The 23547-nt window shown below is 70.2% G+C and carries 16 protein-coding genes; 9 read left to right on the top strand and 7 right to left on the bottom strand.

Features of this window, described 5'->3' with window-relative positions; all coding sequences use genetic code 11:
* The first annotated feature begins 12 nt into the window (after positions 1 to 12).
* Positions 13 to 1305 carry a VWA domain-containing protein gene (locus HS109_18545; GenBank protein ID MBE7524367.1) on the top strand — a complete coding sequence of 431 codons (1293 nt, stop codon included), beginning with the start codon at positions 13 to 15 and terminating at the stop codon, positions 1303 to 1305.
* Here the strand turns inward: HS109_18545 and HS109_18540 are convergent.
* The gene (locus tag HS109_18540; protein MBE7524366.1) at positions 1283 to 1555 is read right to left on the bottom strand and encodes a hypothetical protein; all 273 of its coding nucleotides are present in this window, start codon (positions 1553 to 1555) and stop codon (positions 1283 to 1285) included. The genes HS109_18545 and HS109_18540 overlap by 23 nt on opposite strands.
* A gap of 52 nt (positions 1556 to 1607) precedes the next feature.
* On the opposite strand from HS109_18540, the gene HS109_18535 reads away from it, so the two are divergent.
* Entirely contained in the window at positions 1608 to 2192 is a 585-nt protein-coding gene (locus tag HS109_18535; GenBank protein ID MBE7524365.1) for a carbon monoxide dehydrogenase subunit G, read from the top strand.
* 11 nt (positions 2193 to 2203) lie between these two features.
* Positions 2204 to 3226, top strand: coding sequence for an XdhC family protein (locus HS109_18530; GenBank protein ID MBE7524364.1), 1023 nt, complete (start codon positions 2204 to 2206; stop codon positions 3224 to 3226).
* 108 nt (positions 3227 to 3334) lie between these two features.
* Here the strand turns inward: HS109_18530 and HS109_18525 are convergent, their stop codons facing one another.
* Positions 3335 to 6571, bottom strand: a complete 3237-nt coding sequence (locus tag HS109_18525) for an error-prone DNA polymerase (protein MBE7524363.1) — start codon at positions 6569 to 6571, stop codon at positions 3335 to 3337.
* Between the two features lie 119 nt (positions 6572 to 6690).
* Here HS109_18525 and HS109_18520 point away from each other — a divergent pair, with 119 nt between their 5' ends.
* Entirely contained in the window at positions 6691 to 8376 is a 1686-nt protein-coding gene (locus HS109_18520; GenBank protein MBE7524362.1) for a carboxypeptidase, read from the top strand.
* 330 nt (positions 8377 to 8706) lie between these two features.
* Here HS109_18520 and HS109_18515 read toward each other — a convergent pair whose 3' ends face one another.
* Both HS109_18515 and HS109_18510 read right to left on the bottom strand, forming a co-directional pair.
* Entirely contained in the window at positions 8707 to 12741 is a 4035-nt protein-coding gene (locus tag HS109_18515) for an IPTL-CTERM sorting domain-containing protein (GenBank protein ID MBE7524361.1), read from the bottom strand.
* A gap of 807 nt (positions 12742 to 13548) precedes the next feature.
* Entirely contained in the window at positions 13549 to 14553 is a 1005-nt protein-coding gene (locus HS109_18510) for a serine/threonine protein kinase (GenBank protein ID MBE7524360.1), read from the bottom strand.
* 220 nt (positions 14554 to 14773) lie between these two features.
* Between HS109_18510 and HS109_18505 the strand changes: the two genes are divergently transcribed.
* The 5 genes from HS109_18505 (at position 14774) to HS109_18485 (ending at position 19616) form a co-directional block, all read left to right on the top strand.
* Positions 14774 to 15952 (top strand): 2-hydroxyacyl-CoA dehydratase, encoded by a 1179-nt coding sequence (locus HS109_18505; protein ID MBE7524359.1) that lies wholly within the window; start codon positions 14774 to 14776, stop codon positions 15950 to 15952.
* A 13-nt stretch (positions 15953 to 15965) separates the two neighbouring features.
* Positions 15966 to 17315 (top strand): 2-hydroxyacyl-CoA dehydratase, encoded by a 1350-nt coding sequence (locus tag HS109_18500; protein ID MBE7524358.1) that lies wholly within the window; start codon positions 15966 to 15968, stop codon positions 17313 to 17315.
* Entirely contained in the window at positions 17312 to 18136 is an 825-nt protein-coding gene (locus tag HS109_18495; GenBank protein MBE7524357.1) for a 2-hydroxyglutaryl-CoA dehydratase, read from the top strand. The genes HS109_18500 and HS109_18495 overlap by 4 nt, the downstream gene beginning before the upstream one ends.
* Positions 18133 to 19101 (top strand): 2-hydroxyglutaryl-CoA dehydratase, encoded by a 969-nt coding sequence (locus HS109_18490; protein MBE7524356.1) that lies wholly within the window; start codon positions 18133 to 18135, stop codon positions 19099 to 19101. Before HS109_18495 ends, HS109_18490 begins: the two co-directional genes overlap by 4 nt.
* Before the next feature lie 71 nt (positions 19102 to 19172).
* Complete coding sequence (locus tag HS109_18485; protein MBE7524355.1) at positions 19173 to 19616, top strand: hemerythrin domain-containing protein; 444 nt, start codon at positions 19173 to 19175, stop codon at positions 19614 to 19616.
* Positions 19617 to 19663: 47 nt separating this feature from the next.
* Here the strand turns inward: HS109_18485 and HS109_18480 are convergent, their stop codons facing one another.
* The 3 genes from HS109_18480 to HS109_18470 are packed head-to-tail and all read right to left on the bottom strand — an operon-like array spanning position 19664 to position 23526.
* A complete protein-coding gene (locus HS109_18480; GenBank protein MBE7524354.1) occupies positions 19664 to 21349 on the bottom strand; it encodes an iron ABC transporter permease in 1686 nt (561 codons plus the stop codon).
* A complete protein-coding gene (locus HS109_18475) occupies positions 21346 to 22506 on the bottom strand; it encodes an ABC transporter ATP-binding protein (GenBank protein MBE7524353.1) in 1161 nt (386 codons plus the stop codon). The genes HS109_18480 and HS109_18475 overlap by 4 nt, the downstream gene beginning before the upstream one ends.
* Positions 22507 to 22521: 15 nt before the next feature.
* Positions 22522 to 23526 (bottom strand): extracellular solute-binding protein, encoded by a 1005-nt coding sequence (locus tag HS109_18470; protein ID MBE7524352.1) that lies wholly within the window; start codon positions 23524 to 23526, stop codon positions 22522 to 22524.
* Between the last annotated feature and the right edge of the window lie 21 nt (positions 23527 to 23547).

Raw genomic sequence — 23547 nt, 5'->3', positions numbered from 1 at the left:
CCCTTCGCGCCGCTGCAACCGAAGGGGCACCTCGCGGAGAACGTGCTGCACTTCGTGCGCGTGCTGCGCGCGACCGGCGTGCCGGTCGGGCCGGCGAAGACGATCGACGCCCTGGCCGCGGCCGAGGCGGTCGGGCTCGAGAACCGCAGCGACTTTCGCGAGGCGCTCGCCTCGGTGCTGTGCTCGCGGCGCGAGCACCTCGACCTGTTCGAGCAGGCGTTCGAGCTCTTCTGGCGCAACCCGAAGCTCCTCGAGAAGATGGCGGCGGCGCTGCTGCCGCAGGTCCAGGGGCGCACCGGCGAGGAGCAAGCGCCTCCCGACGTCCCCGCGCGACTCGCGGAGGCGCTGGCTCCGCCGCGCGAGGACGCGCCCGCGCGCGCGGGCGACGACGAGGTGACGCTCGACGCGGCGTTCACGTTCTCGCCGCGCGAGGTGCTGCAGCACCACGATTTCGCGACGATGACCGCCGGGGAACTCGGGCAGGTCCGGCGGATGATCGCGCGGCTGCGACTGCCGCTCCCCGAGGTCGCGTTGCGCCGGATGCGCCGCGACGACCGCGGCCGCCGCGTCGACCTTCGCGCCACGCTGCGGCGCATGGCCGGCGCGGCGGGGCGGGCGGCGCCGCTCGCGTTCCGCGCGCGCAGGCGCGCGCCGCCGCCGCTCGTCGTGCTCTGCGACATCTCCGGATCGATGGACCGCTACTCGCGGATGATGCTGCACTTCCTGCACGCGATCACCAACGATCGGCACCGCGTCCACGTGCTGCTGTTCGGCACGCGGCTCACCAACGTCACCCGGCACCTGAAGCACCGCGACGTCGACGTGGCGCTCGCGCGCGTGGCGGCGTCGGTCGAGGACTGGGCCGGAGGGACGCGCATCGGCGCATCGCTCGCCGAGTTCAACCGGCGCTGGTCGCGCCGGCTCCTCGGGCAGAACGCGGTCGTGCTCTTGATCAGCGACGGCCTGGACGCGGAGGCGGGCACCGGACTCGACGCCGAGATGGAGCGGCTCGCGAAGTCCTGCCGGCGGCTCGTCTGGCTGAATCCGCTGTTGCGCTACGCCGACTTCGAGGCGCGGCCGGCCGGCATACGCGCGATGCTGCCTTGGGTCGATGACTTCCTGCCGGTCCACAACCTCGCCTCGCTCGAAGCGCTCGCGGAGACGCTCACGCGGGGCGCGGAGGCGACGCGGGACGATCCCGGACGCCCGGTTGCCGGGCGGGGGCGTGGCAGGCGTGCCGCGGCCGGCCGGCCGGGTCAGCGGTCGAACGAGACCGGTGCGGTCAGCCCGACAGGTCGAAGGTGACCTGTCCGCGACCGGCCATCGCCACCCGTTCGAGGTCGGCGGTGGAACGTTCGTGGGCGCCGCGCAGCGTCAAGGCGGCGCCGCGTTCGGCCGCCTGCTGGGCGAGCGCGATTAGGTCGGCCAGCGGCAGCGAGGCATGGACGACGACTCCGGCGCCCAGTCGCAGCAGCGCCTGGGCGAGGCGGACGTCGCGGCTGCCCCGGCTGGCTTGGGCATCGCGGGGCGGCTGGGTGTCGGTATCGAGGCTCATGCGCTAAAGTTAGCACATTGCGTGCCCGGCGCCGGGCGCGGCCCTTGGGCGAATGAACGTGGACCTCTCGAGCAGCCGGCTCGTCCCGGCCCCTCCCTCCCGCGTCTGGGAAGCGTTGAACGACCCGGAGACCCTCAAGGCCTGCATTCCGGGCTGTGATTCCTTCGTCCGCGAGGCGGACGGAACCTGGGCGACGAGCGTGCTGGCCAAGGTCGGTCCGGTGTCCGCCCGATTCGGCGGGCGGATCGAACTCGCCGACGTGAACCCGCCGACCGGGTACACGCTCAAATTCCAGGGGCAGGGCGGAGCTGCCGGGTTCGCGAAGGGGGAGGCGAAGGTTGCGCTCGCCCCGGCCGACGGCGGCACGACGCTGAGCTACACGGCGTCGGCTCAAGTCGGCGGCAAGCTCGCGCAGGTGGGCTCGCGGCTGATCGACGGTGCGGCGGCGAAACTCGCGGACGACTTCTTCGCGCGGCTTTCCGAACGGCTCGGCCCGGCGTCCCCGGCCGCGCCGGAATCGGCAGCGCCGACGCTGCCCGCGCCCGCCGGTGGTGCGCGCTGGATTCGCTATGCGGCGCTCGCCGCGATCGTCGCGCTGCTCCTGTGGCTCGCGACCAAGGGGGGCTTTCGCTCCTGAAGGGAACCGTGATGGACAGCGTCGATCTCGAATGCCTGAAGAAGAGTGCCGAATGGGTGGAGGCGGGCCGTCGGGTGCTGCTCGTCACCGTCGTCAAGACCTGGGGGAGTTCGCCCCGGCCCCCGGGCGCGATGCTCGCGGTGCGCGATGACGGCCACGTGGTGGGCTCGGTGTCCGGCGGCTGCATCGAGGACGACCTGATCGACCGCGTGCGGCGCGAAGGCCTGACGACGCACAAGTGCGAGACGGTGACCTACGGCGTGTCGGCCGACGAGGCGCGGCGCTTCGGACTGCCCTGCGGCGGCACGATCCAGCTCGTGCTCGAGCCGCTCACGCGCGAGTCCGGCATCCTCGCGCTCTTGCGCGAGATCGAGGTCGGGCACCTGGTCGCGCGCAAGCTCGACCTCGCCTCGGGTTTCGCGACGCTGCATCCGGCGCGCGCGAACGACGGGCTCGCGTTCGACGGCAAGACGCTCGTGACGATTCACGGCCCGCGGTACCGGATGCTCGTGATCGGCGCCTCGCAGCTCTCGAAGTACCTCGCGACGATCGCGGTCGGACTCGACTACCAGGTGACGGTCTGCGATCCGCGCGAGGAGTACACCGAGACCTGGGACATCCCCGGCGTCACGCTGGTGCGCACGATGCCCGACGACACCGCGCGCGCGATGAACCTCGACGAGCGCTCGGCCGTGGTCGCGCTGACGCACGACCCGAAGCTCGACGACCTCGCGCTTCTGGAGGCGCTCAAATCGAATGCGTTCTACATCGGCGCGCTCGGCTCGCGCGCGAACAACGAGAAGCGCCGCGAGCGGCTGCACGAGTTCGACCTGACCGACGAGGAGATCGCCCGGCTGCACGGCCCGATCGGCCTGTTCATCGGCAGCCGCACGCCGCCCGAGATCGCGATCTCGATCCTCGCGGAGATCACGGCGGTGAAGAACGGCGTCCCGGAGGACGTGCGCATCAACGTCGCGATCGCGAAGGCGAGCCAGGCGAAGACGGCCGCCTGCGCGGTCGCCACCGGGGCCTGATCGACGGCGCACGAGGCGCGGGCACGGGCGGCCAGGCCCGTCCGAGGTGGCGGATCGCCTTCGTAATGCCGTTCGGGCCGGGATGCGACGCCGCTCGCCGTTCGGACGTCAGTGGAAGTCGCGCGAGCGCGTCGGCAGCGATCCCAGGAGCGGCGTGAGGTCGACCAACCGTCCCGCGATCAGATGCACGACCTCGCCCTCGCGCTCGACCTTGCCGTAGACCGCGAGGAGTCGTGAGCCCAGGAGTTCGCGGCGCTGGCGGTCCGCGAGGTCGCGCCAGACGATCACGTTGGTCGCGCCGGTCTCGTCCTCGAGCGTGACGAACACGACGCCGCTCTTCGTGTCGGGCCGCTGGCGGCCGATCACGATGCCCGCGGCGCGCGCGAGGCGGCCGTGCGGCGTGCGCCGGATCTCTTCCGAAGTCGAGAGCCGCCGCTTCGCGAGTTCGCGGCGCAGCAGGGCGGCGGGGTGGCGGCGCAGCGTGAGGCCGAGCCTGCGGTAGTCGGCGACGACGTCCTCGCCTTCGGTCGGCGCGGGCAGCGCGGGCGCCGCTTCGTCGAACGTGCCGCCGTCGAGGAGGGCGGGGAGCTTCTCGACGCCGGCGACCTCCCAGGTCGCGGCGTGGCGATGGCCGGCGAGCGAAGCGAGCGCGCCCGCGTCGGCGAGCGCCTCGAGGTCGCGGCGGTCGAGGCGTGCGCGGTGCGCGAGGTCGGCGACGCCGGCGAACGCGCGCGCCCGGCGCGCTTCCTCGATCCGCTGCGCGCCCGCCTGCGAGAGCCCGCTCACCATGCGCAGGCCGAGACGCAGCGCGGGGGAAGCACCGCTTTCCAGCGCACAGTCCCAGCCGCTCGCGGTGACGTCGGGACCGCGCACCTCGACGCCGTGGCGGCGCGCGTCGGCGACGAGCTGCGCGGGCGCGTAGAAGCCCATCGGCTGCGAGTTCAACAGCGACGCGGTGAACGCGGCCGGGTGGTAGCGCTTCAACCACGACGACACGTAGACGAGGAGCGCGAACGACGCCGAGTGCGATTCGGGGAAGCCGTACTCGCCGAAGCCCAGGATCTGCTGGTAGATCTGGCGCGCGAACGCCTCGCCGTAGCCGCGCTTGCCCATCCCCTCGACCAGCCGCTCCTCGAACTTCTCGAGGCCGCCCTTGCGCCGCCACGCGGCCATCGAGCGGCGGAGCTGGTCGGCTTCGCCCGGCGTGAAGCCCGCCGCGACGATCGCGAGCTGCATCACCTGCTCCTGGAAGATCGGCACGCCGAGCGTGCGCGCGAGCACTGCCTCGACCGCGGGGCTCGGGTAGGTCACCGGTTCCCTGCCCTGGCGGCGCTTGAGGTAGGGATGCACCATGCCGCCCTGGATCGGTCCGGGGCGCACGATCGCGACCTCGACCACGAGATCGTAGAAGCACGCGGGTTTGAGGCGCGGCAGCATCGACATCTGCGCGCGCGACTCGATCTGGAACACGCCGATCGTGTCGGCGCGCTGGATCATCGCGTAGACCTCGGGATCCTCGGCGGGGATGTCCTGCATGCGCCCGATGCCGGCCATGTCGAGCGAGCGCCGGATCGCCGAGAGCATGCCGAGCGCGAGGCAGTCGACCTTGAGGAGCCCCATCGCGTCGAGGTCGTCCTTGTCCCACTGGATGACGGTGCGGTCGGCCATCGCGGCGTTCTCGACCGGCACCATGCGCTCGATCTGCCCGCGCGCGATCACGAAGCCGCCGACGTGCTGCGAGAGGTGGCGCGGGAAGCCCATCAGCGCGCCGGTGAGCGCGACGAGGCGGCGCATCAGCGGGCTTTCCGGGTCGAAGCCCGCTTCGCGGAGGCGCTCGGCGTGGATCGCGCGGCCGTCCCACCACGCGAACACGCCGGCGAGCCGGTCGACCTCGGCGAGTCCGAGCCCCAGCGCGCGGCCGACGTCGCGCACCGCGCTCTTCGGACGGTAGGTGATGAGCGTCGCGGCGAGCGCCGCGCGGTCGCGGCCGTACTTCGCGTAGACGTACTGCATCACCTCCTCGCGCCGCTGGTGCTCGAAGTCGACGTCGATGTCGGGCGGCTCGTTGCGCTCGCGGCTGATGAAGCGCTCGAACAGCATCGACATGCGCGCGGGATCGACCTCGGTGATGCCGAGCGCGTAGCAGACCGCCGAGTTCGCCGCCGATCCGCGGCCCTGGCACAGGATGCCCTGCGAACGCGCGAACGCGACGATGTCGTGCACGGTGAGGAAGTAGGGCTCGTAGCGGAGCTCGGCGACGAGCGCGAGTTCGTGCTCGATCAGTTCGCGGACCTCGGGCGGGGCGGCGAGGCAGCGGAAGGTCGCGTCGCCGTGCAGCCATCCGCGCCCGGTGTCGGAGGTCGAATAGCGCCGCGCGAGGCCTTCCTCGACCAGCTTGCGCAGGTGCGAGACGGGTGTCTCGCCGGGCGGCACGACCTCGTCGGGATACTCGTAGCGGAGTTCATCGAGGGAGAACCGGCAGCGCTCCGCGACCGCGAGCGTTTCTTCGAGCAGCGCCGGCGGGTAGATCGTCGCGAGGCGTCCGCGCGAGCGCAGGTGGCGCTCGGCGTTGGAGAAGAGCGCATAGCCGCACTGCGCGACCGGCGTGCGCAGACGGATCGCGGTGAGCGTGTCCTGCAGCGCGCGCCGCGCGCGCGCGTGCATGTGGACGTCGCCCGCGGCGACGAGCGGCAGCCCGAACTCGCGCCCGACTGCTTCGAGCGCGGAGAGCCGCGCGTCGTCGCCCGCGCGCGCGAAGCGCTCGACCGCGAGCCACGCGCGGCCGGGGAACGTGTCGGCGATCCAGCGGATCAAGGGGGTCAGACTCGATTGATGATCAAAGGGGTCAGACTCGATTGATCGGCTTCGTCCGGAATGATGCGATCGGTCCTTGCAATCAATCGAGTCTGACCCCTTTGATCCGGCAATCAATCGAGTCTGACCCCTCTGATCTCCCCCGAACAGCAGCGCGAGGCAGCTCGATGCGAGCGCCTCGACGTCGCCGCGCGAGAGCCGGTAGCTGCCCTTGGCCGCCTGCCGCCGGCCCCGCGTGACGAGTTGCGCGAGGTCGCCGTAGCTCGCGCGGTCGGTCGCGTAGAGCGCGAGCCGCGTGCCGTCGTCGAGCGTGAACTCGCTGCCGACGATAAGCGCGATGCCCGCGTCCTTCGCCGCGAGATGCGCACGCACGATGCCGGCGAGCGAGCACTCGTCGGTGAGGGCGAGCGCCGCGTAGCCCAGTTGCGCGGCGCGCTCGACCAGCTCCTCCGGGTGCGACGCGCCGCGCAGGAAGCTGAAGTTCGAGACGCAGTGGAGTTCGGCGTAGCGGGGGAGCAGGTCGACCGGCATACCGAACGAATATACGGTATTCCGGTGAACGAGGGAAACTCCCGCTGAAACGTCCCGCGCTTGACGCGGCCGCGTGGCGGCCCCGACACTCTCGCTCCCTTCGTCCGCTGGCTTCCGTCATGCCCGACCTGCGCTTCGACCGCTTCCTCCGCTACGCCGACCTGACCGACGCCATCCAGGTCTTCGCCCGTGAGCACCCCGACCTGTGCAGTGTCGCCTCGATCGGCCGCAGCCATGAGGGCCGCGACCTGTGGCTCGTCACGCTCACCAACGCCAAGACCGGGCCGGCGAGCGAGAAGCCGGCGTACTGGGTCGACGGCAACATCCACGCGACCGAGGTCACGGCTTCGGTCGCGGCGCTCTACCTCGTCAATTCGCTGCTCTCGCGCTACGGCAAGGACCCCGACGTCACGCGCGCGCTCGACACCCGCGCGTTCTACGTGCTGCCGCGCATGAACCCCGACGGCGCCGAATGGGCGCTCGCCGACAGGCCGCGCTGGATCCGCTCGAGCACGCGCCCCTATCCGCACGACGAGGAGGACATCGAGGGGCTCTTCGTCGAGGACGTCGACGGCGACGGCCGCATCCTGCAGATGCGCATCCCCGACCCGAACGGCCTGTGGAAGGCGCACCCCGAGGATGCGCGCCTGATGATCCGGCGCGACCCGGTCGAGACCGGCGGCGCCTACTACCGGATCGTGCCGGAGGGCCGCTACGAGGGCTACGACGGCCACACGCTGCGGATGAAGAAGCGCAAGGAGGGCCTCGACCTCAACCGCAACTTCCCCGCGTCGTGGCGCCAGGAGTTCGACCAGCAGGGCAGCGGCCCCTATCCGGTGTCGGAGCCCGAGGTGCGCGCGGTCGTCGACTTCATCGTCAACCACCGCAACATCACCGGCGGCACGACCTTCCACACCTGGAGCGGCGTGCTGCTGCGCCCGTTCGAGCACCAGAGCGACGACGAGATGCACGCCGAGGACCTGTGGGTGTACCAGGCGGTCGGCAGGGAAGGGGAGAAGCGCACCGGCTATCCGGCGATCTCGGTCTACCACGAGTTCCGCTACCACCCGAAGAGCGTCATCAGCGGCACCTTCGACTGGCTCTACGAACATCTGGGCGCGTTCGTGTGGGTGGTCGAGGTGTGGTCGCCGATGCGCGAGGCGGGCATCGCGAACTACAAGTACATCGACTGGTTCCGCGACCACCCGCCCGAGGACGACCTGAAGCTCCTGCGCTGGAGCGACGAGAAGCTCGGTGGCGCGGCGCACCACGGCTGGCGCGCGTTCGACCACCCGGACCTGGGCCCCGTGGAGATCGGCGGCTGGGACCGCTTCCACGCGTTCTCGAATCCGCCGCCCGCGTTCCTCGAGCGCGAGGTCGCGCGCTTTCCCGACTGGATCGTCTGGCAGGCGCTCGCGTCACCCAAACTCGAACTCGTGCACGCGGGCGCGAAGCGCGTCGGCGACGACACCTGGAAGGTCGAGTTCGTCGTGCAGAACACCGGCTGGCTGCCCGCGTACGTCTCGAAGCGCGCGCTCGCTCAGAAGACCGTGCGCGGACTCGTCGCCGAGATCGCGCTGTCCGCCGGCGCGACGCTCGTCTCGGGCAAGTCGCGCGAGGAGCACGGGCAGCTCGAGGGCCGCGCGCACAAGCACACCGGCGTCTCGTTCTGGCCGGACACGGTCGTCACCGACGATCGCATGAAGCTCGAATGGGTCGTGCGCGCGAAGCCGGGCGCGAAGGTCGACCTCGTCGCGCGCCACGAGCGCGCGGGCACCGTTCGCGCGGGCGTCGTGCTGGCCTGACCCACGACGCAGGGCGATCGGTCGCGTCGTTTCGAACGCGAGGTGTCGGCCTGAAGGCCGACCTACCGCGGTGGAACGCGATGTCGGCCTGAAGGCCGACCCACAAACTCTCCCGTGGGTCGGGCTTCAGCCCGACGGGATCCGTGCCGATTCTCGGGGCCTTGCGTTGGCCTGAAGGCCGACCTACCGCGGTGGAACGCGATATCGGCCTGAAGGCCGACCCACAAACTCTCCCGTGGGTCGGGCTTCAGCCCGACGCAGTCGTCGCCGCTGAAAAGAAAAGCGCCGGGCGGAAACACCCGCCCGGCGTCCTTCTCCCCCTTGCCTCCGTCAGCGGCCCGGGCGCCGGCGCAGCGTCGCAACCGCGATCGAACCGAGCATCAGCGCCATCAGCAGGAGCCCCCACTCGCTCAACGTCGGGATCCGCGTGACCGGGATGACGGCCACGGACTCGTTCGCGTCGTTGCACGCGCCCGAGATCGCGGGGTTGTTGGCGTCGCCCGAGTAGCTCGCGATCCAGCGGTAGGTTCCGATCGCGTTGGGCGTGAACGACGGCGAAGCGTACGACCCGTTGCCGTTCACCGCGACGTTGCCGGACGTGAAGACCGGCGTGTTCGAGCAGGTCGCGTCGTTCGGACCGTAGAGCCGGAACATCAAGTTGCCCGTCGGATTGACACCGCCCGCAAGCGTCGCGGTGTCGTGGATCGGCGTTCCGAGCTGGACCGTCGACGCCGTCATGGTCACGAGCGTCAGGTCCGACTTCGTGAGCACCACCGATTCGCCCGGGTCGTTGCAGGTGCCGGCGACCGCCGCGTTGCCGTCATCGCCGCTGTAGCTCGCGATCCAGCGGTAGGTGCCCGCGGCCGACGGCGTGAACGACGGCGACGTGTAGATGCCGTTGCCGTTCACCGCCACCGGACTCGACGTGAAGACCGGCGAGTTGGCGCAGGTCGCATCGTCCGGACCGTAGAGCCGGAAGGTGATCGAGCCGGTCGGGTTGGTGCCGCCGGTGAGCGTCGCCTGGTCGGTGACGCTCGTCGGCCCGACCGTCCCGCCCGCGGAGGCGGTGGTCGCGATCGCGGGCGTCGCCTGGGTAACGACCGAGGACTCGCCCGGATCGTTGCACGCGCCGGCGACGGCGTTGTTGTTGGCATCGCCCGAGTAGCTCGCGATCCAGCGGTAGGTGCCCACCGCGGTCGGCGTGAACGCCGGTGCCGAGTTGTAGACCCCGTTGCCGTTGACCGCGACGGCGTTCGACGTGAACACCGGCGTCGCGCAGGCCGCGTCGTTCGGCCCGTAGGCGACGAAGGTGATCGACCCGGTCGGATTCACCCCGTCGGACAGCGTCGCCTGGTCGGAGATCGACGCGCCGAGCTTCACCGGACCCGCCGTGGCGGACGTGACGATCTTCGGTGCTCCCTTGCTGATGGTCACCGTCTCGCCGGTCGCGCCGCAGGTGCCGTCGACCGCGGAGTTGTTGGCGTCGCCCGAGTAGCTCGCGATCCAGTAGTAGTTCCCCGGCGCGGTCGGCGCGTACGCATTCGACGGCCCGTAGTTGCCGTTGCCGTTGACCGCGATCGCGTTCGACGTGAACACGAGGGTCGTGCACACCGGTGTCGCGCTCGGACCGTAGAGGCGGAAGGTGATCGATCCGGTCGGGCTCGAACCGCCGGACAGCGTGGCCGAGTCGGTGACTTGCGTGCCGACGGGTCCGCCGGCCGAGGCCGTCGTCGCGATGGTCGGGTTCGACTTGCCGATCGTCACCGTCTCGCCGGTCGCGCCGCAGGTGCCGTCGACTGCGGCGTTGTTGGCGTCGCCCGAGTAGCTCGCGATCCAATAGTAGTTTCCCGGCGCGGTCGGCGTGTACGGGTTCGACGGCCCGTAGTTGCCGTTGCCGTTGACCGCGACCGCGTTCGACGTGAACACGAGGTTGGTGCAGACCGGCGTCGCGCTCGGGCCGTAGAGGCGGAAGGTGATCGAGCCGGTCGGGCTCGAACCGCCGGACAGCGTGGCGGAGTCGGTGACCTGCGTGCCCAGCGAGCCGCCGGCCGACGCCGTGGTTGCGATCGTCGGCCGCGTCTTGTCGATCGTCACGGTCTCACCCGTGGCGCCGCAGGCGCCCACGGCCGGGTTGTTGTTGGTGTCGCCCGAGTAGCTCGCGATCCAGTAGTAGTTGCCCGCGGCGGTCGGTGTGAACGCGTTCGACGGCCCGTAGTTGCCGTTGCCGTTGACCGCGATCGCGTTCGACGTGAACACGAGGTTGGTGCAGACCGGCGTTGCGCTCGGGCCGTAGAGGCGGAAGGTGATCGTGCCGGTCGGATTCGAACCGCCGGACAGCGTGGCGGAATCGGTGACCTGCGTGCCCAGCGAGCCGCCGGCCGACGCCGTGGTCGCGATCGACGGCGACGACTTGGTGATCGTCACCGATTCGTTCGCGGCGCCGCACGCGCCGGTGACGCTGGCGTTGTTCGCATCGCCGGAGTAGGTGGCCCTCCAGCGATAGGTGCCCGCGACCGTCGGCTGGAACGAGCCCGACGGACCATAGTTGCCCGGGCCGTTGACCGTGATCGCCGGCGAAGTGTAGACGAGGTTGCCGGCGTTGCAGACGTTGGTCGCGCTCGGCCCGTAGAGGCGGAACACGAGGTTGCCGGTCATCGAGTAGCCACCGGTGAGCGTCGCCGAGTCGGTCACCGAGACGCCGATCACACCGCCTGCCGAAGCCGTCGTCGAGAGTCCCGGCGTCGCCTTGTTGACGATGACCGTCTCGTTCGCGTCGCCGCAGGCGCCGGACTTCGCATCGTTGTTCGCGTCGCCGCTGTAGCTCGCGATCCAGCGGTAGGTGCCGGGCGCCGTGGGCTGGAACGCGGGCGTCGACGGTCCGTAGCTGCCGTTGCCGTTCACCGTGATCGGGTTCGACGTGAACACGAGGTTGGCGCCGGCGCCGGCGTCGATGCAGGTATTGCCGGTGGCCGGGCCGTAGAGCTTGAACACGACCGTTCCGGTCGGGTTGTAGCCGCCGGTGAGGTTCGCGCTGTCCGTCACCGTCAGGCCGATCGTCGTGGAACTCGGTGAGGCGGTCGTCGAGAGGTTCGGCGTTGCGGGGCTCACGACGACCGACTCGTTCGGATCGTTGCACGCGCCCGCGATCGGATTGTTGTTCGCGTCGCCGCTGTAGGTCGCGATCCAGCGGTAGGTTCCGGGTGCTGTCGGCGAGAAATTGGCCGACGGATAGTTGCCGTTGCCGTTGACGGCCACCACCGAATTGAAGATCGGGGTGCTCGCGCAGGTCGCGTCGTTCGGGCCGTAGAGGTTGAAGGTGATCGTGCCGGTCGGGCTCGCGCCGTTCGAGAGCGTCGCGGTGTCGTGGATCGGATTGCCGAGCTTGACGGCGGGGGAGGCCATCGTGGTCAGCGACGGATTGCCGTTGGTCACGACCACCGATTCGCCGGAGTCGTTGCAGGCGCCGGAGACCGCGGCGTTGTTGGCGTCGCCGCTGTAGGACGCGATCCAGCGGTAGGTGCCGGGGAGCGTGGCGAAGTAGTTGGCCGACTGGTAGGCGCCGTTGCCGTTGACGGTCACCTGGGTCGTCGAGATCGCGGTCGCGCAGGTCGCGTCGTTCGGTCCGTAGAGCTTGAACGTGATCGTTCCGGTCGGATTGACGCCACCGGTGAGCGTGGCGGTGTCGTAGATGTTGCCGGGGGCGGCCAGCGTCGGCGACGCGGTGGTCGAGAGCCCGGGGGTCGTCGGATTGACCGTCACGATCGTGGTGCCGAAGCCCTGGCCGATCGACCCGTCGCTCGCTTCACCGTCCACCCGGGTTCCCGGACGCGTCTGGGCGCCGGGCAGGGGAACGCTGACGTCGACCGGCGACTCGAGCACGTCGAACGTGAAGTCGATGCGGCAGGACGCCGTGGCGGATCCCGCGACGCCCAGCACGATGTCGGCCGGGGGGACGAGCCAGACGCTGCCATCGGCCTCGCCCGTCGGCGTGACGGTGAACGACACGCCGGCGCAGGCGGTGCCCGCGGCGCCGGTCGCAGGGGAATCGATGCTGAAGACGCCGAGGTCGGGGGTCGTGCAGAACGGCGCAGCGTAGACGGTGCAGCTCGGGATCAGCCGGATCAGGTCCTTGTCGATCGTGAAGGTGAGACCGACGTCGGAGGTATTCGTGTACACGACGAAGCCGGCGGCGTTGGTCTGTCCCACCGTCAGCGGCGACTGGAAGTTCACCTGCGCGCCGATGCCGGCATCCGCCATCGCCGGCGCGCTCGCCGCGAACAGCATCGCGGCGGATGCGACTGTGGCGATACCGCGCGCGACGGCGGCGAATGCGGGGAAACGGCGGGACGAGACGGATCGGGACATGGGAACTCCGGGAAGAACGGCAACACGTGCGCAGGTGCCGGCGCTCGATTTCGAAACGATCAGGGAAGCCGAACACGCAGGTGGAAACCTGCGGCGAGGAAGGCCGTCGGGCGCGCCGATGTCACGCCCCGTTGCGGCTGCGGAAATGCGCGTTCCGGGCGGAACCCGCGATCGGGGTGACGATGGCGATGACACACGAGCCTCCGCGCCGCAGGGCGGCAAGACATGTCGACCGGCCGCTTGCACGGCCCGTAGCTCGCGCTCCGGTGCGGTGCCCGAAGCGTCACCTGTTGTCGCGTGTCCGTTGCAGCCGAAACCGCCCGCATCCGGACCGCATCCGCGTGCGCGAGGCTCGTGTTCCATTCGCCTCCGCGCCGCCGATTTGACGACGGTCATCCCTGCCAACGCAGCGGACGTTAGCACGTGATTCCGAGATCGCGCAGCCTCCACTCGTCGGTGCATTCGCGTGTCGCAACGCTTGTGTTGGACAGCTTCACCCGCGATGTGCGCATGGTCTTCGAACTGCGCGCGGATGCACGGATCGCTCATTCTGACTGGAGGGCGCATGTATCCATTCTCATGCGGTGGCGCTGCCGGTCGCCATCGAGCGAGTTCATGACAATGGGATGTACTGAACAGCGCTGTTGCAAATATTTCTCGTGCAACTTCACACCGGCCGTGGTAGGCGGGCGCGCGTGGGACGCTGTCCGTTCGCCGCGGCGGATGCAACGTTCTGACGGAGTCGACAGCCGCACGGTCCGCGCGGCGCTCGCGAGCCGCGACGGATGACGCGGGAAGCGGGACGGACTACGGCGCCGCGAGCGGCGGGTCGTCCATCGCACCGATCTGCTCGCGCAGTTCGAGAATGCGGTCCTGCCAGTAGCGCGTGGTGCCGAACCACGGGAACGCCGCCGGAAACGCGGGGTCGTCCCAGCGCTCCGCGATCCATGCGCAGTAGTGCAGGAGGCGCAGCGTGCGCAGCGCCTCGACCAGATGGAGTTCGCGGCGGTCGAACGCGTGGAACCGCTCGTAGCCCTCCAGCACCTTCGCCATCTGGTGCTCCATCGAGGCGCGGTCGCCGGCGAGAAGCATCCAGAGGTCCTGGACCGCGGGACCGGAGCGCGCGTCGTCGAAGTCGACGAAGTGGGGGCCGCGCATCGCGCCCGAGTCGATCCACAGCACGTTGCCCGGGTGCACGTCGCCGTGCAATCGCAGCGTCCGTACCGCGCCGGCGCGCGCGAACGCGCGCTCGACCCCATCGAGCGCGAGCGCGGACGCGGCGCTCCATGCCTCGCGCAGGTCGTCGGGCACGAAGCCGCCTTCGAGGAGGAAGCGGCGCGGCGCGGCGCCGAACGACTCCGAATCGAGCGCGGGACGGTGCGTGAATGCCCCGGCCGCGCCGACCGCGTGCAGGCGTCCGAGGAAACGCCCCAGCCATTCGAGCACGTCGTCACGGTCGAGTTCGGGCGCCCGCCCGCCGCACTTGTCGTAGACCGCGAACCGAAAGCCCCGATGCACGTGAAGCGTGCGGCCATCGATGTCGCGCGGCGGCACCGAGGGCACTTCCGCCTCGGCGAGCGCCTGGACGAAGGCGTGTTCCTCTCCGATCTGGGCGTCGGACCAGCGCCCCGGGCGGTAGAACTTGGCGACGACCGGCGGTCCGTCGTCGACCATCGCCTGGTAGACGCGATTCTCGTAGCTGCCGAGCGCGATCAGGCGGCCGTCGCCGCGCACGCCGACGACGTCGAGCGCGTCGAGCACGAGGTCGGGCGTGAGCGATGCGTAGGGGTGGGCGGGCGCGGCATCGGGCATCGAACGATCTTACGCGAGGGGAGCGGGCCGGACCGGAGGGAGGAGGCGCGCGAGGCGCCGGATCCCCTCGCGCGGCGGCGCGTCCTCCCGCATCGCAGCACCCGGCCGAAAAGATGGATAGCAAAGGTATCTTTGATCCGGGTCAAGGAACCGGCCCGCGTCCGGGCGAATGATCCAAATCGGTATCGCAATACCGATTTAGCCTCCGGAGGCGCCGACCATGTCCACCGCATCGCCGAAGTTCCACGACGCCGGGCTCGACGACATCCTCGAGCACTGCAACGACCTGCGCCAGTCGGGCGTCCCCGACGACGCCTCGCTCCCGACCGGCTACACCGGCACGCTCGGGCACTTCCCGGTGTACTTCCCCGAGGAACTCGCGCACGGCGTGGGCCTGCTGCCGGTCGGCGTGCTGGGCGGCGGCAACAAGCTCGAACTCAAGCACGCGGACGCCCACATGGGCTCGTTCGTGTGCTCGATCTGCCGGTCGACCACCGAACTCGGCCTGAACGGGTCGCTCGGCGGCCTGTCGGGCTTCGTCACGCACCCGATCTGCGACGCGGCGAAGCACTTGGGCGGCATCTGGGCGCGGAACTTTCCCGAGCAGCTCGCCCAGATCCTCTACCTGCCGCAGAACGTGAACACGCCGGGCGTGGTGCGCTTCATCGCGGCCGAATACCAGCGGCTGCGCGGCGAGCTCGAGAAGAAGGCCGGTCGTGAAGCCGACGACGAGCGCCTGCGCGAGAGCGTGCGGATCTACAACCGCAACCGCTCGCTCGTCCGCGAGCTCTACGCGATCCGGCGCGACGAGCCCTGGAAGCTCTCCTGCACCGAGTCCTGCCTCCTGACCCGCGCGCGCACCCGCATCCCGGCCGAGGAGCACAACGCGCTGCTCGAGCGCGCGATCCCGGCGATCCGCGCGCGGAAGCGAGCCGCGCAGGACAAGCCGCGCGTCGTGTTCGTCGGGGGCTTCTGCGAGCAGCCGCCGCTCGAGATGCTCGAGGCGATCGACGACAACTGCTACGTCGTCGACGACGACCTGCTCATCGGCCTGCGCTGGATCACCTCGGACGTCCCCGAGACCGGCGACCCGGTGCGCGCGCTCGCCGAGAGCTTCGTCGAGCGATCGGCGGCGAGCCCGGTCCAGCACGACGAACGCAAGACCAAGGAAGGCTACCTGATGGAGATGCTGCGGCAAAGCCGCGCCGACGCGGCGATCGTCACCGCAGCCAAGTTCTGCGAGCCGGGCCTGGACGAGCAGGTCGCGTGGTCGAAGCACCTCGATCAGGTCGGCGTGCCCTACCTCGTGCTCGAGTTCGAGGAAAAGATGACGTCGTTCGAGCAGATGGCGATGCAGCTCGAGACCTTCGCCGAGTCGCTCCTCTTCGCCACCGCCTGACCGGAGAATCGCCATGACCACCGCTGCCCTCCTGAAGCCGGCACCGACCTCGGCCGCGGAGTTCAACGCGCACCAGGCCGGCCAGCAGCTGATGAAGGACTGGTACGCCGACCTCGCCCAGGCGCGCGAGCGCGGCCAGAACGTCGCGAACGTGTTCGTGATGGGCAATGCGGTCGAGATCCTGCGGACCTTCGACTTCCAGCTCGTGTTCCCCGAAATCAACTCGCTGCAGACCGGCGTGCGCAAGGTCTCCGAGAGCTACCTGCGCGCGTCCGAGGACTACGGCTACTCGCCCGACGTGTGCTCGTACGTGAAGGCGGACGTCGGGCTGATCCTGCGCGAGCAGCAGCACCCGGCGGGGACGATCCCGAAGGCGGACATCGCGATCGCGTCGAACATGTGCAGCACGTTCATCAAGTGGGGCGAGATCTGGGAACGGATGCTGAAGACGCCCACGTTCGTGCTCGACCTGCCCGGGCAGCGCGCGGGCGCCTGGCAGGTGCGCCGCGGCGACGCGCAGCACATGGCCGACGCCCAGTGGGTCGAGGCGCAGTTCCGCGATCTGATCGAGCGCTGCGAGAAGATCACCGGGCGGCGCTTCGACCTCGATCGTCTGGCCGAAGTCGAGGACCGGGTGAACCGGATGGTGGCGCACTGGAACGCCGTGATGGCGCTCAACCGGAGCTGCCCGGCGCCGTACAACGCGATGCTCGACGGGCTCACCTACATCGGCATCATGAACGTCTACCGCGGCACCGAGGAGGGCGTCACGTTCATGCGCCGCCTCGAGGAGCAGCTGCGCGCGAAGGTCGCGCGCGGCGAGGGCCGGGTCCCGCAGGAACGCTTCCGGCTGCTGTTCTCGGGCACGCCGTGCTACGTGTCGATGCGCCGTCTGGTCGAGCTCTTCGAGAGCTGGGGCGGGGTGTTCGCCTACTCCGACTACCTGACCTTCGCCGCCGGCGGCATGGACGCGGGCGAGATGGTCTACGACACCTCGCGACCGCTCGAGAGCCTCGCCGAGATCACCGCGCTCGCCGCGCAACGGGGCCTGTCGAACCAGTTCTTCGCGCACGAGCGGCTCGCGCAGCAGATCCGCGACTACGACGTGGACGGGATCGTGTTCCACGGCATCAAGAGCTGCCGGTTCGTGTCCTCCGGCATGGCCGACACGCGCAACTACCTGAACCAGCGTCTCGGCATGCCGAGCCTGTACATCGAGTCCGACCTGATCGACCCGCGCTACTGGTCGGACGCGCAGATCAAGAACCGGGTGGACGCGTTCTTCGAGTCGCTGCAGCAGCGCGGCGGCGCGGGACCGGGAACGAAGGGGCACGCCGCCCCGGGAGAGGAGGCGCGGCCATGAAGTACACGGCAGGAGTCGACGTCGGATCCACGCAGACCAAGGCGGTCATCCTCGACGAGGACGGCAAGGTGGTCGGCCGTGCGCTCCTCGACATGGAGACCAGCATGGTGACGATCGCCCAGGACGCGTTCCGGGCGGCGCTCGCCGATGCGGGTCTCGAGGAGGCGCAGGTGGCGCGCGTCGCGAGTACCGGCTACGGCCGCTACAACGTCTCGTTCGGCCACGAGCAGGTGACCGAGATCAGCTGCCACGCGCGCGGCGCGGTGGCGCTCTTTCCCGGCACGCGGACGGTGATCGACATCGGCGGCCAGGACACCAAGGCGATCGCGGTGAAGCCGGACGGGCAGGTGGCGGACTTCACGATGAACGACAAGTGCGCCGCGGGCACCGGGCGCTTCCTCGGCGCGGCCTCCTACGCGCTCGAGATGCCGCTCTCCGAACTCGGGCCGCTCGCGCTCCGGTCGCAGAACCCCGTGCGCATCACCACGACCTGCACGGTGTTCGCTGAGTCCGAGATCATCAGCCACCTCGCCAAGGGCATCCTGCCCGAGGACGTGCTGATGGGCGTGCACCAGGCGATCACGAGTCGCTGCGTCTCGCTCGCGCGGCGCGTCGGCGTCCACGCGGAGGTGACGTTCACCGGCGGCGTCAGCCGCAACGTCGCCATGGTGGCCCTGGTCGAGAAGGCGGTGGGCATGAAGATCAACGTGAGCCCGGACGCGCACTTCTGCGGCGCGCTCGGCGCGGCGCTCGTCGCGCGCGAGCACGCGTTCGGCGGAGCCGGACGGACGGCCGAGGCGTTGGCATCGGAGGGCGCATGATCCACGTGGCCGGAATCGACGTCGGATCCACCTACACGAAGGCGATCGCCCTCGACGCCGACCGCAAGGTGGTCGGCACCGCGGTGCGCCGCACCGGGTTCAAGCTTGCACAAGCGTCCGAGGGCGTCTTCGACGACCTGATGAAGAACTGCGGGCTCGAGCGCTCGCAGGTGGTCTACGTCGGCGCCACCGGCTACGGCCGTTACACCGTGGCCTTCCGCCACGCGCAGATCACCGAGCTGACCGCGCACGCGCAGGCGGCGGTGCACCTCTTCCCCGGCACGCGCACCATCCTCGACATCGGCGGGCAGGACATCAAGGCGATCAAGGTCGACGGCGACGGGCGCGTGAAGGCGTTCCGCCTGAACGACAAGTGCGCGGCCGGCACCGGGGCGTTCCTCGAGAAGACCGCGCGCTACCTCGGCCTCGCCACCGAGGACATCGGACCCTACGCGATGCGGTCGACGTCGCCGAAGGCGATCAGCAGCGTGTGCGCGGTGTTCGCCGAGTCCGAGGTGATCAATCACCTGTCGAACGGCATCGCGGCCGAGGACATCATGATGGGCGCGATGGTGTCGCTCGGCGGGCGGGCGATCCAGCTGATGCGCCGCGTCGGCCTCGAGCCCGGCTACATGCTGACCGGCGGCATGACCCGCAACGAGGCGATGGTCTCGGCGCTCGAGACCGCGCTCGGCGAGCGCTTCCACGTCGCGCCGGGCGGGCTCGGACAGTTGAACGGCGCCTACGGGGCGGCCTACCTGGGGCTGCGGCGCGTGGAGAAACTGCTCGCCGACGGCAGGCCGATCCCGCCCACGGCGGCGGAACAGGGCGAGGCTCCGGCGACGGCCGTGCGCCGCTGGTCGGCGATGGCGGCGACGCGCAAGCGCTTCGAGCCCTGCCAGGACGGCGGATCGTGCACGGTCGTCGTGCATCGGCCCGCGGCGAAGGCCGCCGCGACCGCGTGACCCGGCCGCATCGCGCCCACGAACCCACGCGGCACCGGCGAACGGTGCGTCCCCCACGACAGGAGCGCCCGATGGAAACGATCACCGGCTACATGCAGCGCGACCACGAAGAGATCGACCGCATCCTCGAGCGTGCCCACGCGGCTGCCCGGGCGGGCGACGCAACGACGCTCGCGCGCGCAGCCCACGAGTTCGCCGAGCGACTCGAGCGGCACATCGAGATGGAGGAGCGCGTGCTCTTCCCTGCGTTCGAGGAGCGCACCGGGATGACCTCCGCGGGGCCGAGCGTGCAGATGCGCGAGGAGCACGTGCAGATGCAGGAGATCTTCCGGCAGCTCCGTTCGACGGCGGCCGCCCATGACGCCGCGGGGTTCCAGCGCGCCGCGCAGGCGCTCGTCGAGGTGCTCGTCCCGCACAACGCGAAGGAGGAACAGATGATGTATCCGATGCTCGACGACGCGATGGGCGCGGACGGTGCCTCGCTGCTGTCCGACGTGAAGGCGATGGCCGCCTGACCGGGTGCGCGGGTGCGTCGCGCGGCCGCGACCGCGCCGGGGTTCGGTCAGAGCAGCACGTCCTCGTCGCGGGCCATGAACCGGAACAGGATCACGATGGGCACGAGACTCACCGCGATCAGCACCGTGCCGACGACGGACGCGCTCGCGAAGTTGCCCTGCAGCACCTGCGCGAACACCTCGACCGGCAGCGTGCGCGTGGCGCCGCTGTAGAGGATCACCGTGGAGCTGAACTCGCGCGCGATGGTCGCGAAGGTGAGGAGCGCGCCCGACAGGAGTGCGGGCGTCACCATCGGGACGGTCACGCGCCAGAACGTGCGGCCCGGCGGAACGCCCAGGTTGACCGACGCTTCCTCGGCCTGCGTCCCGATCTGGCCCAGCATGCCGGCGACCGAACGGATCGAGTAGGGCAGGCGCCGGATGAAATAGGCTGCGACGAGGATCGCCACGGTCCCGCCGAGGTAGAACGGCTTGCCGCCGAAGGCGACGGCCATCGCGATCCCCATGACCACGCCCGCCACGGCGTACGGGACCATCGAGAACGCGTCGAGCGCGCCGACGAGGCGTCCCCGCCTGCGCGCCACGACGTAGCCGACGAGCGCGCCCGCCGCCACGCACAGGAGCGTGGACACGCCCGACAGCATCACCGTGTTGGCGAGCGCGTGCGGCAGACGCAGCGCGTTGGCGTAGCCCTCGAGCGTGAACTCGCCGGTGATCAGCGGCCCGCGGGCCTTCAGGAACGACGACACGACGATGGTCAAGATCGGGAGGCTCGCCGCGAGCACCAGCGCGTAGACGTAGAGCGTCGCGGCGACGCGGCCGCCGCGCGACAGGCTGCGGACGGCGAGCGGGCGCACCGTTTCCTGACCGTAGGAGCGCTTTTTCACCCAGGCGCGCTGCCACAGCAGTGCACCGACCGTGATCGCGAGCAGGATCAGCGACAGCGCGCTCGCGACCACCGGATTGCCGCCGTGCTCGTTGACGAACTCGGTGTAGATCTGGCTCGCGAGCACCCGAAAGCTCTCGCCGATGATCATCGGCGTGCCGAAGTCCGACAGCGAGGTCACGAACACGAGGAGCGCCCCGGTGGCGAGCGAAGGCACGATCAGCGGCGCGACGACCGTGAGCGCCACCGCCGACGGGCGCCGGCCGAGGTTGATCGCGGCGTCCTCGACGCTCTGGTCGACCGTCTTGAGCCCCGCGCTCACCATCAGGAACACGAACGGCAGCGCCTGCAGCGTGAACACCAGGACCACGCCGTTCACGCCGTAGATCGGCGGCAGGGCGAGCCCCAGTTGCGCGAGCCACCCGGTGATCACGCCGTTGCGTCCGAGGAGCAGGATCCACGCGTAGGCGCCGATGAACGGCGGCGAGACGAAGGTCAGCACGATGAGCGCGCGCAGCAGGAGCTTGCCCGGAATGTCGTGGCGGTTCACGAACCAGGCGAGCGGCGCGCCGAGGAGCGTGGCGAGCACCGTGGCGAGCGTGCTGACGACGAGGCTGTTGACGAGCGTCTCGTAGTAGTAGCGGCGGGTGAAGAACTCGCCGTAGGTCCGCAGCATCGTCGCCACGCCGCCGTCCTCGCCGGCGAGGCTCGCGGCGAACAGGCGCACGAGCGGGTAGACGAGCAGCAGCACGAATACGCCGAGCGCGCCGACGGTCACCGCGCTCCAGAAGTCGACGCGCGCCCGGCGCGGCGCGGCCGACGCGAGCGCGCCGGCGTCTCGGCTCACAGGTCCGCCTCGGCGTCCTGGCCGGGGAAGAGCATCACCCGGGACGGATCGACCGCGAGTTCGACCGACGCGCCTTCGCCGAGCGCACCGGCCATGCCGCTCGCGGACACCTGCGCGCAGACGAGGCGGTCGAGCCCGCAGTCCACGTCGTGGCGCACCTGCGAACCGAAGTAGGTGCGTGACCGGATCACGCCGCGAAGAGCGTGCTGGGTTCGCACGGCTCCTTCGGCCCCATCGGCCGCGGCGGTACGCGAGGCGTCCGGCGCGCGAGCACCGCCCGCCGTCGCGCGCACCGACACGTCCTGCGGTCGAAATCCCGCCCACACCTCGCCGCGCAGTTCCGCTCCGGTGCCCGCGGCCGCGAGACGCGCGCCATTGGCGAGCACGACTTCGCCGCGTTCCTGCACCCGCCCGCGCAGGAAGTTGCCCTCGCCGATGAACTCCGCGACGCGCAGCGCCGCCGGACGGGTGTACACCTCCTCCGGGCTCCCCACCTGCAAGATCGCGCCTCCACTCATCACCGCGATGCGATCGGAGAGGCAGAGCGCCTCCTCCTGGTCGTGGGTCACGTAGATCGTGGTGATGCCGAGGCGCCGCTGCAGCCGACGCAGGTCGTTACGCAGCCTCACGCGGAGCTTCGCGTCGAGGTTCGCGAGCGGCTCGTCCATCAAGAGCACGCGCGGGCGCACCGCGACCGCGCGCGCGATGACCACGCGCTGCTGCTGGCCGCCCGAGAGTTGCTTGGGCATGCGTTTCTCGAGGCCGGTCAGGTCGACCATCGCGAGCGTCTCCGCCACCCGGCGCTCGGCCTCCGGGCCGGTGACGCCGCGGTGGGCGAGCCCGTAGGCGACGTTGTGCCACACGTCGAGGTGTGGAAAGATCGCGTAGTTCTGGAACACCATGCCGGTGTCGCGGTGCCACGCCGGGAGGTCGTCGACTGCGACGCCGCCGATGCGGATCGTCCCCTGCGACTGCCGGCAGAAGCCCGCCACCGCACGGAGCAGCGTCGTTTTGCCGCAGCCCGACGGGCCGAGCAGCGTGAAGAACTCGCCGCCGGCGATGGCGAGCGTGGCATGGCGCACCGCCGCGACGTCGCCGAAATGGATGCTGACGGCCGAGAGCTCGACGCCGGCGGCCGCGGAAGGAGATCCCTTCATGAGCGCCGCGGCCCGTCAGCGCGTGGCGATCATGATCTCCTTCCAGCGGGCGAGCCATTCCTTCTGGTTCTTCTTGGCGTCGTCGATCGGGTAGGGCAGCACCTTGAGCTGCGAGACCGCGGGCATGCCTTCCGGATACTTGACCGTGGTGTTCGCCGGGCGGCGGCCGGTGAAGCGGTCGACGAGCGTCTGCTGCTGCGGCGTCGAGAGCACGAAATCGGCGAACTTGCGGGCGTTCACCGCGTTCGGGCCGTCCTTGATGAGGAAGAGACCGCCCGGCTGGAAGATCACGCCGTCGGAGGGGTAGACGATGCCGACCTTGCCGGTCTTCTGCACGCGGTAGGCGCCCTCCTCGTAGGCGACGCCGAGCGGCGCCTCGCCCTGCGCCACCGCGGTGAACGGCGCGCTCGAACTGTCGTCGATGATCATGTTCTTCGCGAGACTCTCGATCATCGCCCAGTCGCCGATCAGCTTCCAGTTGATCATCGCCGCGTACGACGAACTCGACGAAGACGGGTTGGCGAAGCGCACCTTCCCCTTCCACTTCGGGTCGGCGAGGTCGGCCCAGGTCTTCGGCGCCTCGGCTTCCGGCACGAGGTCCTTGTTGTAGACGATCACCATCGCGAACGCGTCGAACGGCGCGTTGTAGCCGGCCGGGTCGTGCAGCTCCTTGCTGATGTCCTTCAGCGCCGGCGAGTCGTACTTGACGAAGAGCTCCGGCGCGCTGCCGCCGGTGGTCGAGCTGCCGCCCCACAGGACGTCGCCGCGCGGGCGGTCCTTCTCGGCCTTGACGCGGCCGAGGAGGTCGCCGGTGCCGCCGGTGATGAGTTCGACCTTGACGCCCGGGTTCTCCTTCTCGAAGGCCTTGACGAAGGTGTCGACCATCTCGGTCGGATGCGACGCGTAGAGCACCAGCGCGTTGGTCGCGGCGGGCTTCGACGGGCTGCCGCTGTCCGAACAGCCGGCGACGAGGGCGAGGGCGGCGACGGCAGCCGCCGCCGAGCGGATTGCGCACTTCATGATCGTTCTCCCAGAGGCAAG

Source organism: Burkholderiales bacterium, assembly GCA_015075645.1.
Taxonomy (GTDB): domain Bacteria; phylum Pseudomonadota; class Gammaproteobacteria; order Burkholderiales; family Casimicrobiaceae; genus VBCG01.
Note: the sequence above shows the minus strand (reverse complement) of the source record. Positions and strands in the feature narration are given on the sequence as shown.

Bases quoted from the DNA above. Each gene is read 5' to 3' on its own strand.
- HS109_18540 (MBE7524366.1), bottom strand. From the start codon at position 1,555: ATGAGCCTCGATACCGACACCCAGCCGCCCCGCGATGCCCAAGCCAGC.
- HS109_18535 (MBE7524365.1), top strand. From the start codon at position 1,608: ATGAACGTGGACCTCTCGAGCAGCCGGCTCGTCCCGGCCCCTCCCTCC.
- HS109_18530 (MBE7524364.1), top strand. From the start codon at position 2,204: ATGGACAGCGTCGATCTCGAATGCCTGAAGAAGAGTGCCGAATGGGTG.
- HS109_18525 (MBE7524363.1), bottom strand. From the start codon at position 6,571: ATGCCGGTCGACCTGCTCCCCCGCTACGCCGAACTCCACTGCGTCTCG.
- HS109_18520 (MBE7524362.1), top strand. From the start codon at position 6,691: ATGCCCGACCTGCGCTTCGACCGCTTCCTCCGCTACGCCGACCTGACC.
- HS109_18515 (MBE7524361.1), bottom strand. From the start codon at position 12,741: ATGTCCCGATCCGTCTCGTCCCGCCGTTTCCCCGCATTCGCCGCCGTC.
- HS109_18510 (MBE7524360.1), bottom strand. From the start codon at position 14,553: ATGCCCGATGCCGCGCCCGCCCACCCCTACGCATCGCTCACGCCCGAC.
- HS109_18505 (MBE7524359.1), top strand. From the start codon at position 14,774: ATGTCCACCGCATCGCCGAAGTTCCACGACGCCGGGCTCGACGACATC.
- HS109_18500 (MBE7524358.1), top strand. From the start codon at position 15,966: ATGACCACCGCTGCCCTCCTGAAGCCGGCACCGACCTCGGCCGCGGAG.
- HS109_18495 (MBE7524357.1), top strand. From the start codon at position 17,312: ATGAAGTACACGGCAGGAGTCGACGTCGGATCCACGCAGACCAAGGCG.
- HS109_18490 (MBE7524356.1), top strand. From the start codon at position 18,133: ATGATCCACGTGGCCGGAATCGACGTCGGATCCACCTACACGAAGGCG.
- HS109_18485 (MBE7524355.1), top strand. From the start codon at position 19,173: ATGGAAACGATCACCGGCTACATGCAGCGCGACCACGAAGAGATCGAC.
- HS109_18475 (MBE7524353.1), bottom strand. From the start codon at position 22,506: ATGAAGGGATCTCCTTCCGCGGCCGCCGGCGTCGAGCTCTCGGCCGTC.
- HS109_18470 (MBE7524352.1), bottom strand. From the start codon at position 23,526: ATGAAGTGCGCAATCCGCTCGGCGGCGGCTGCCGTCGCCGCCCTCGCC.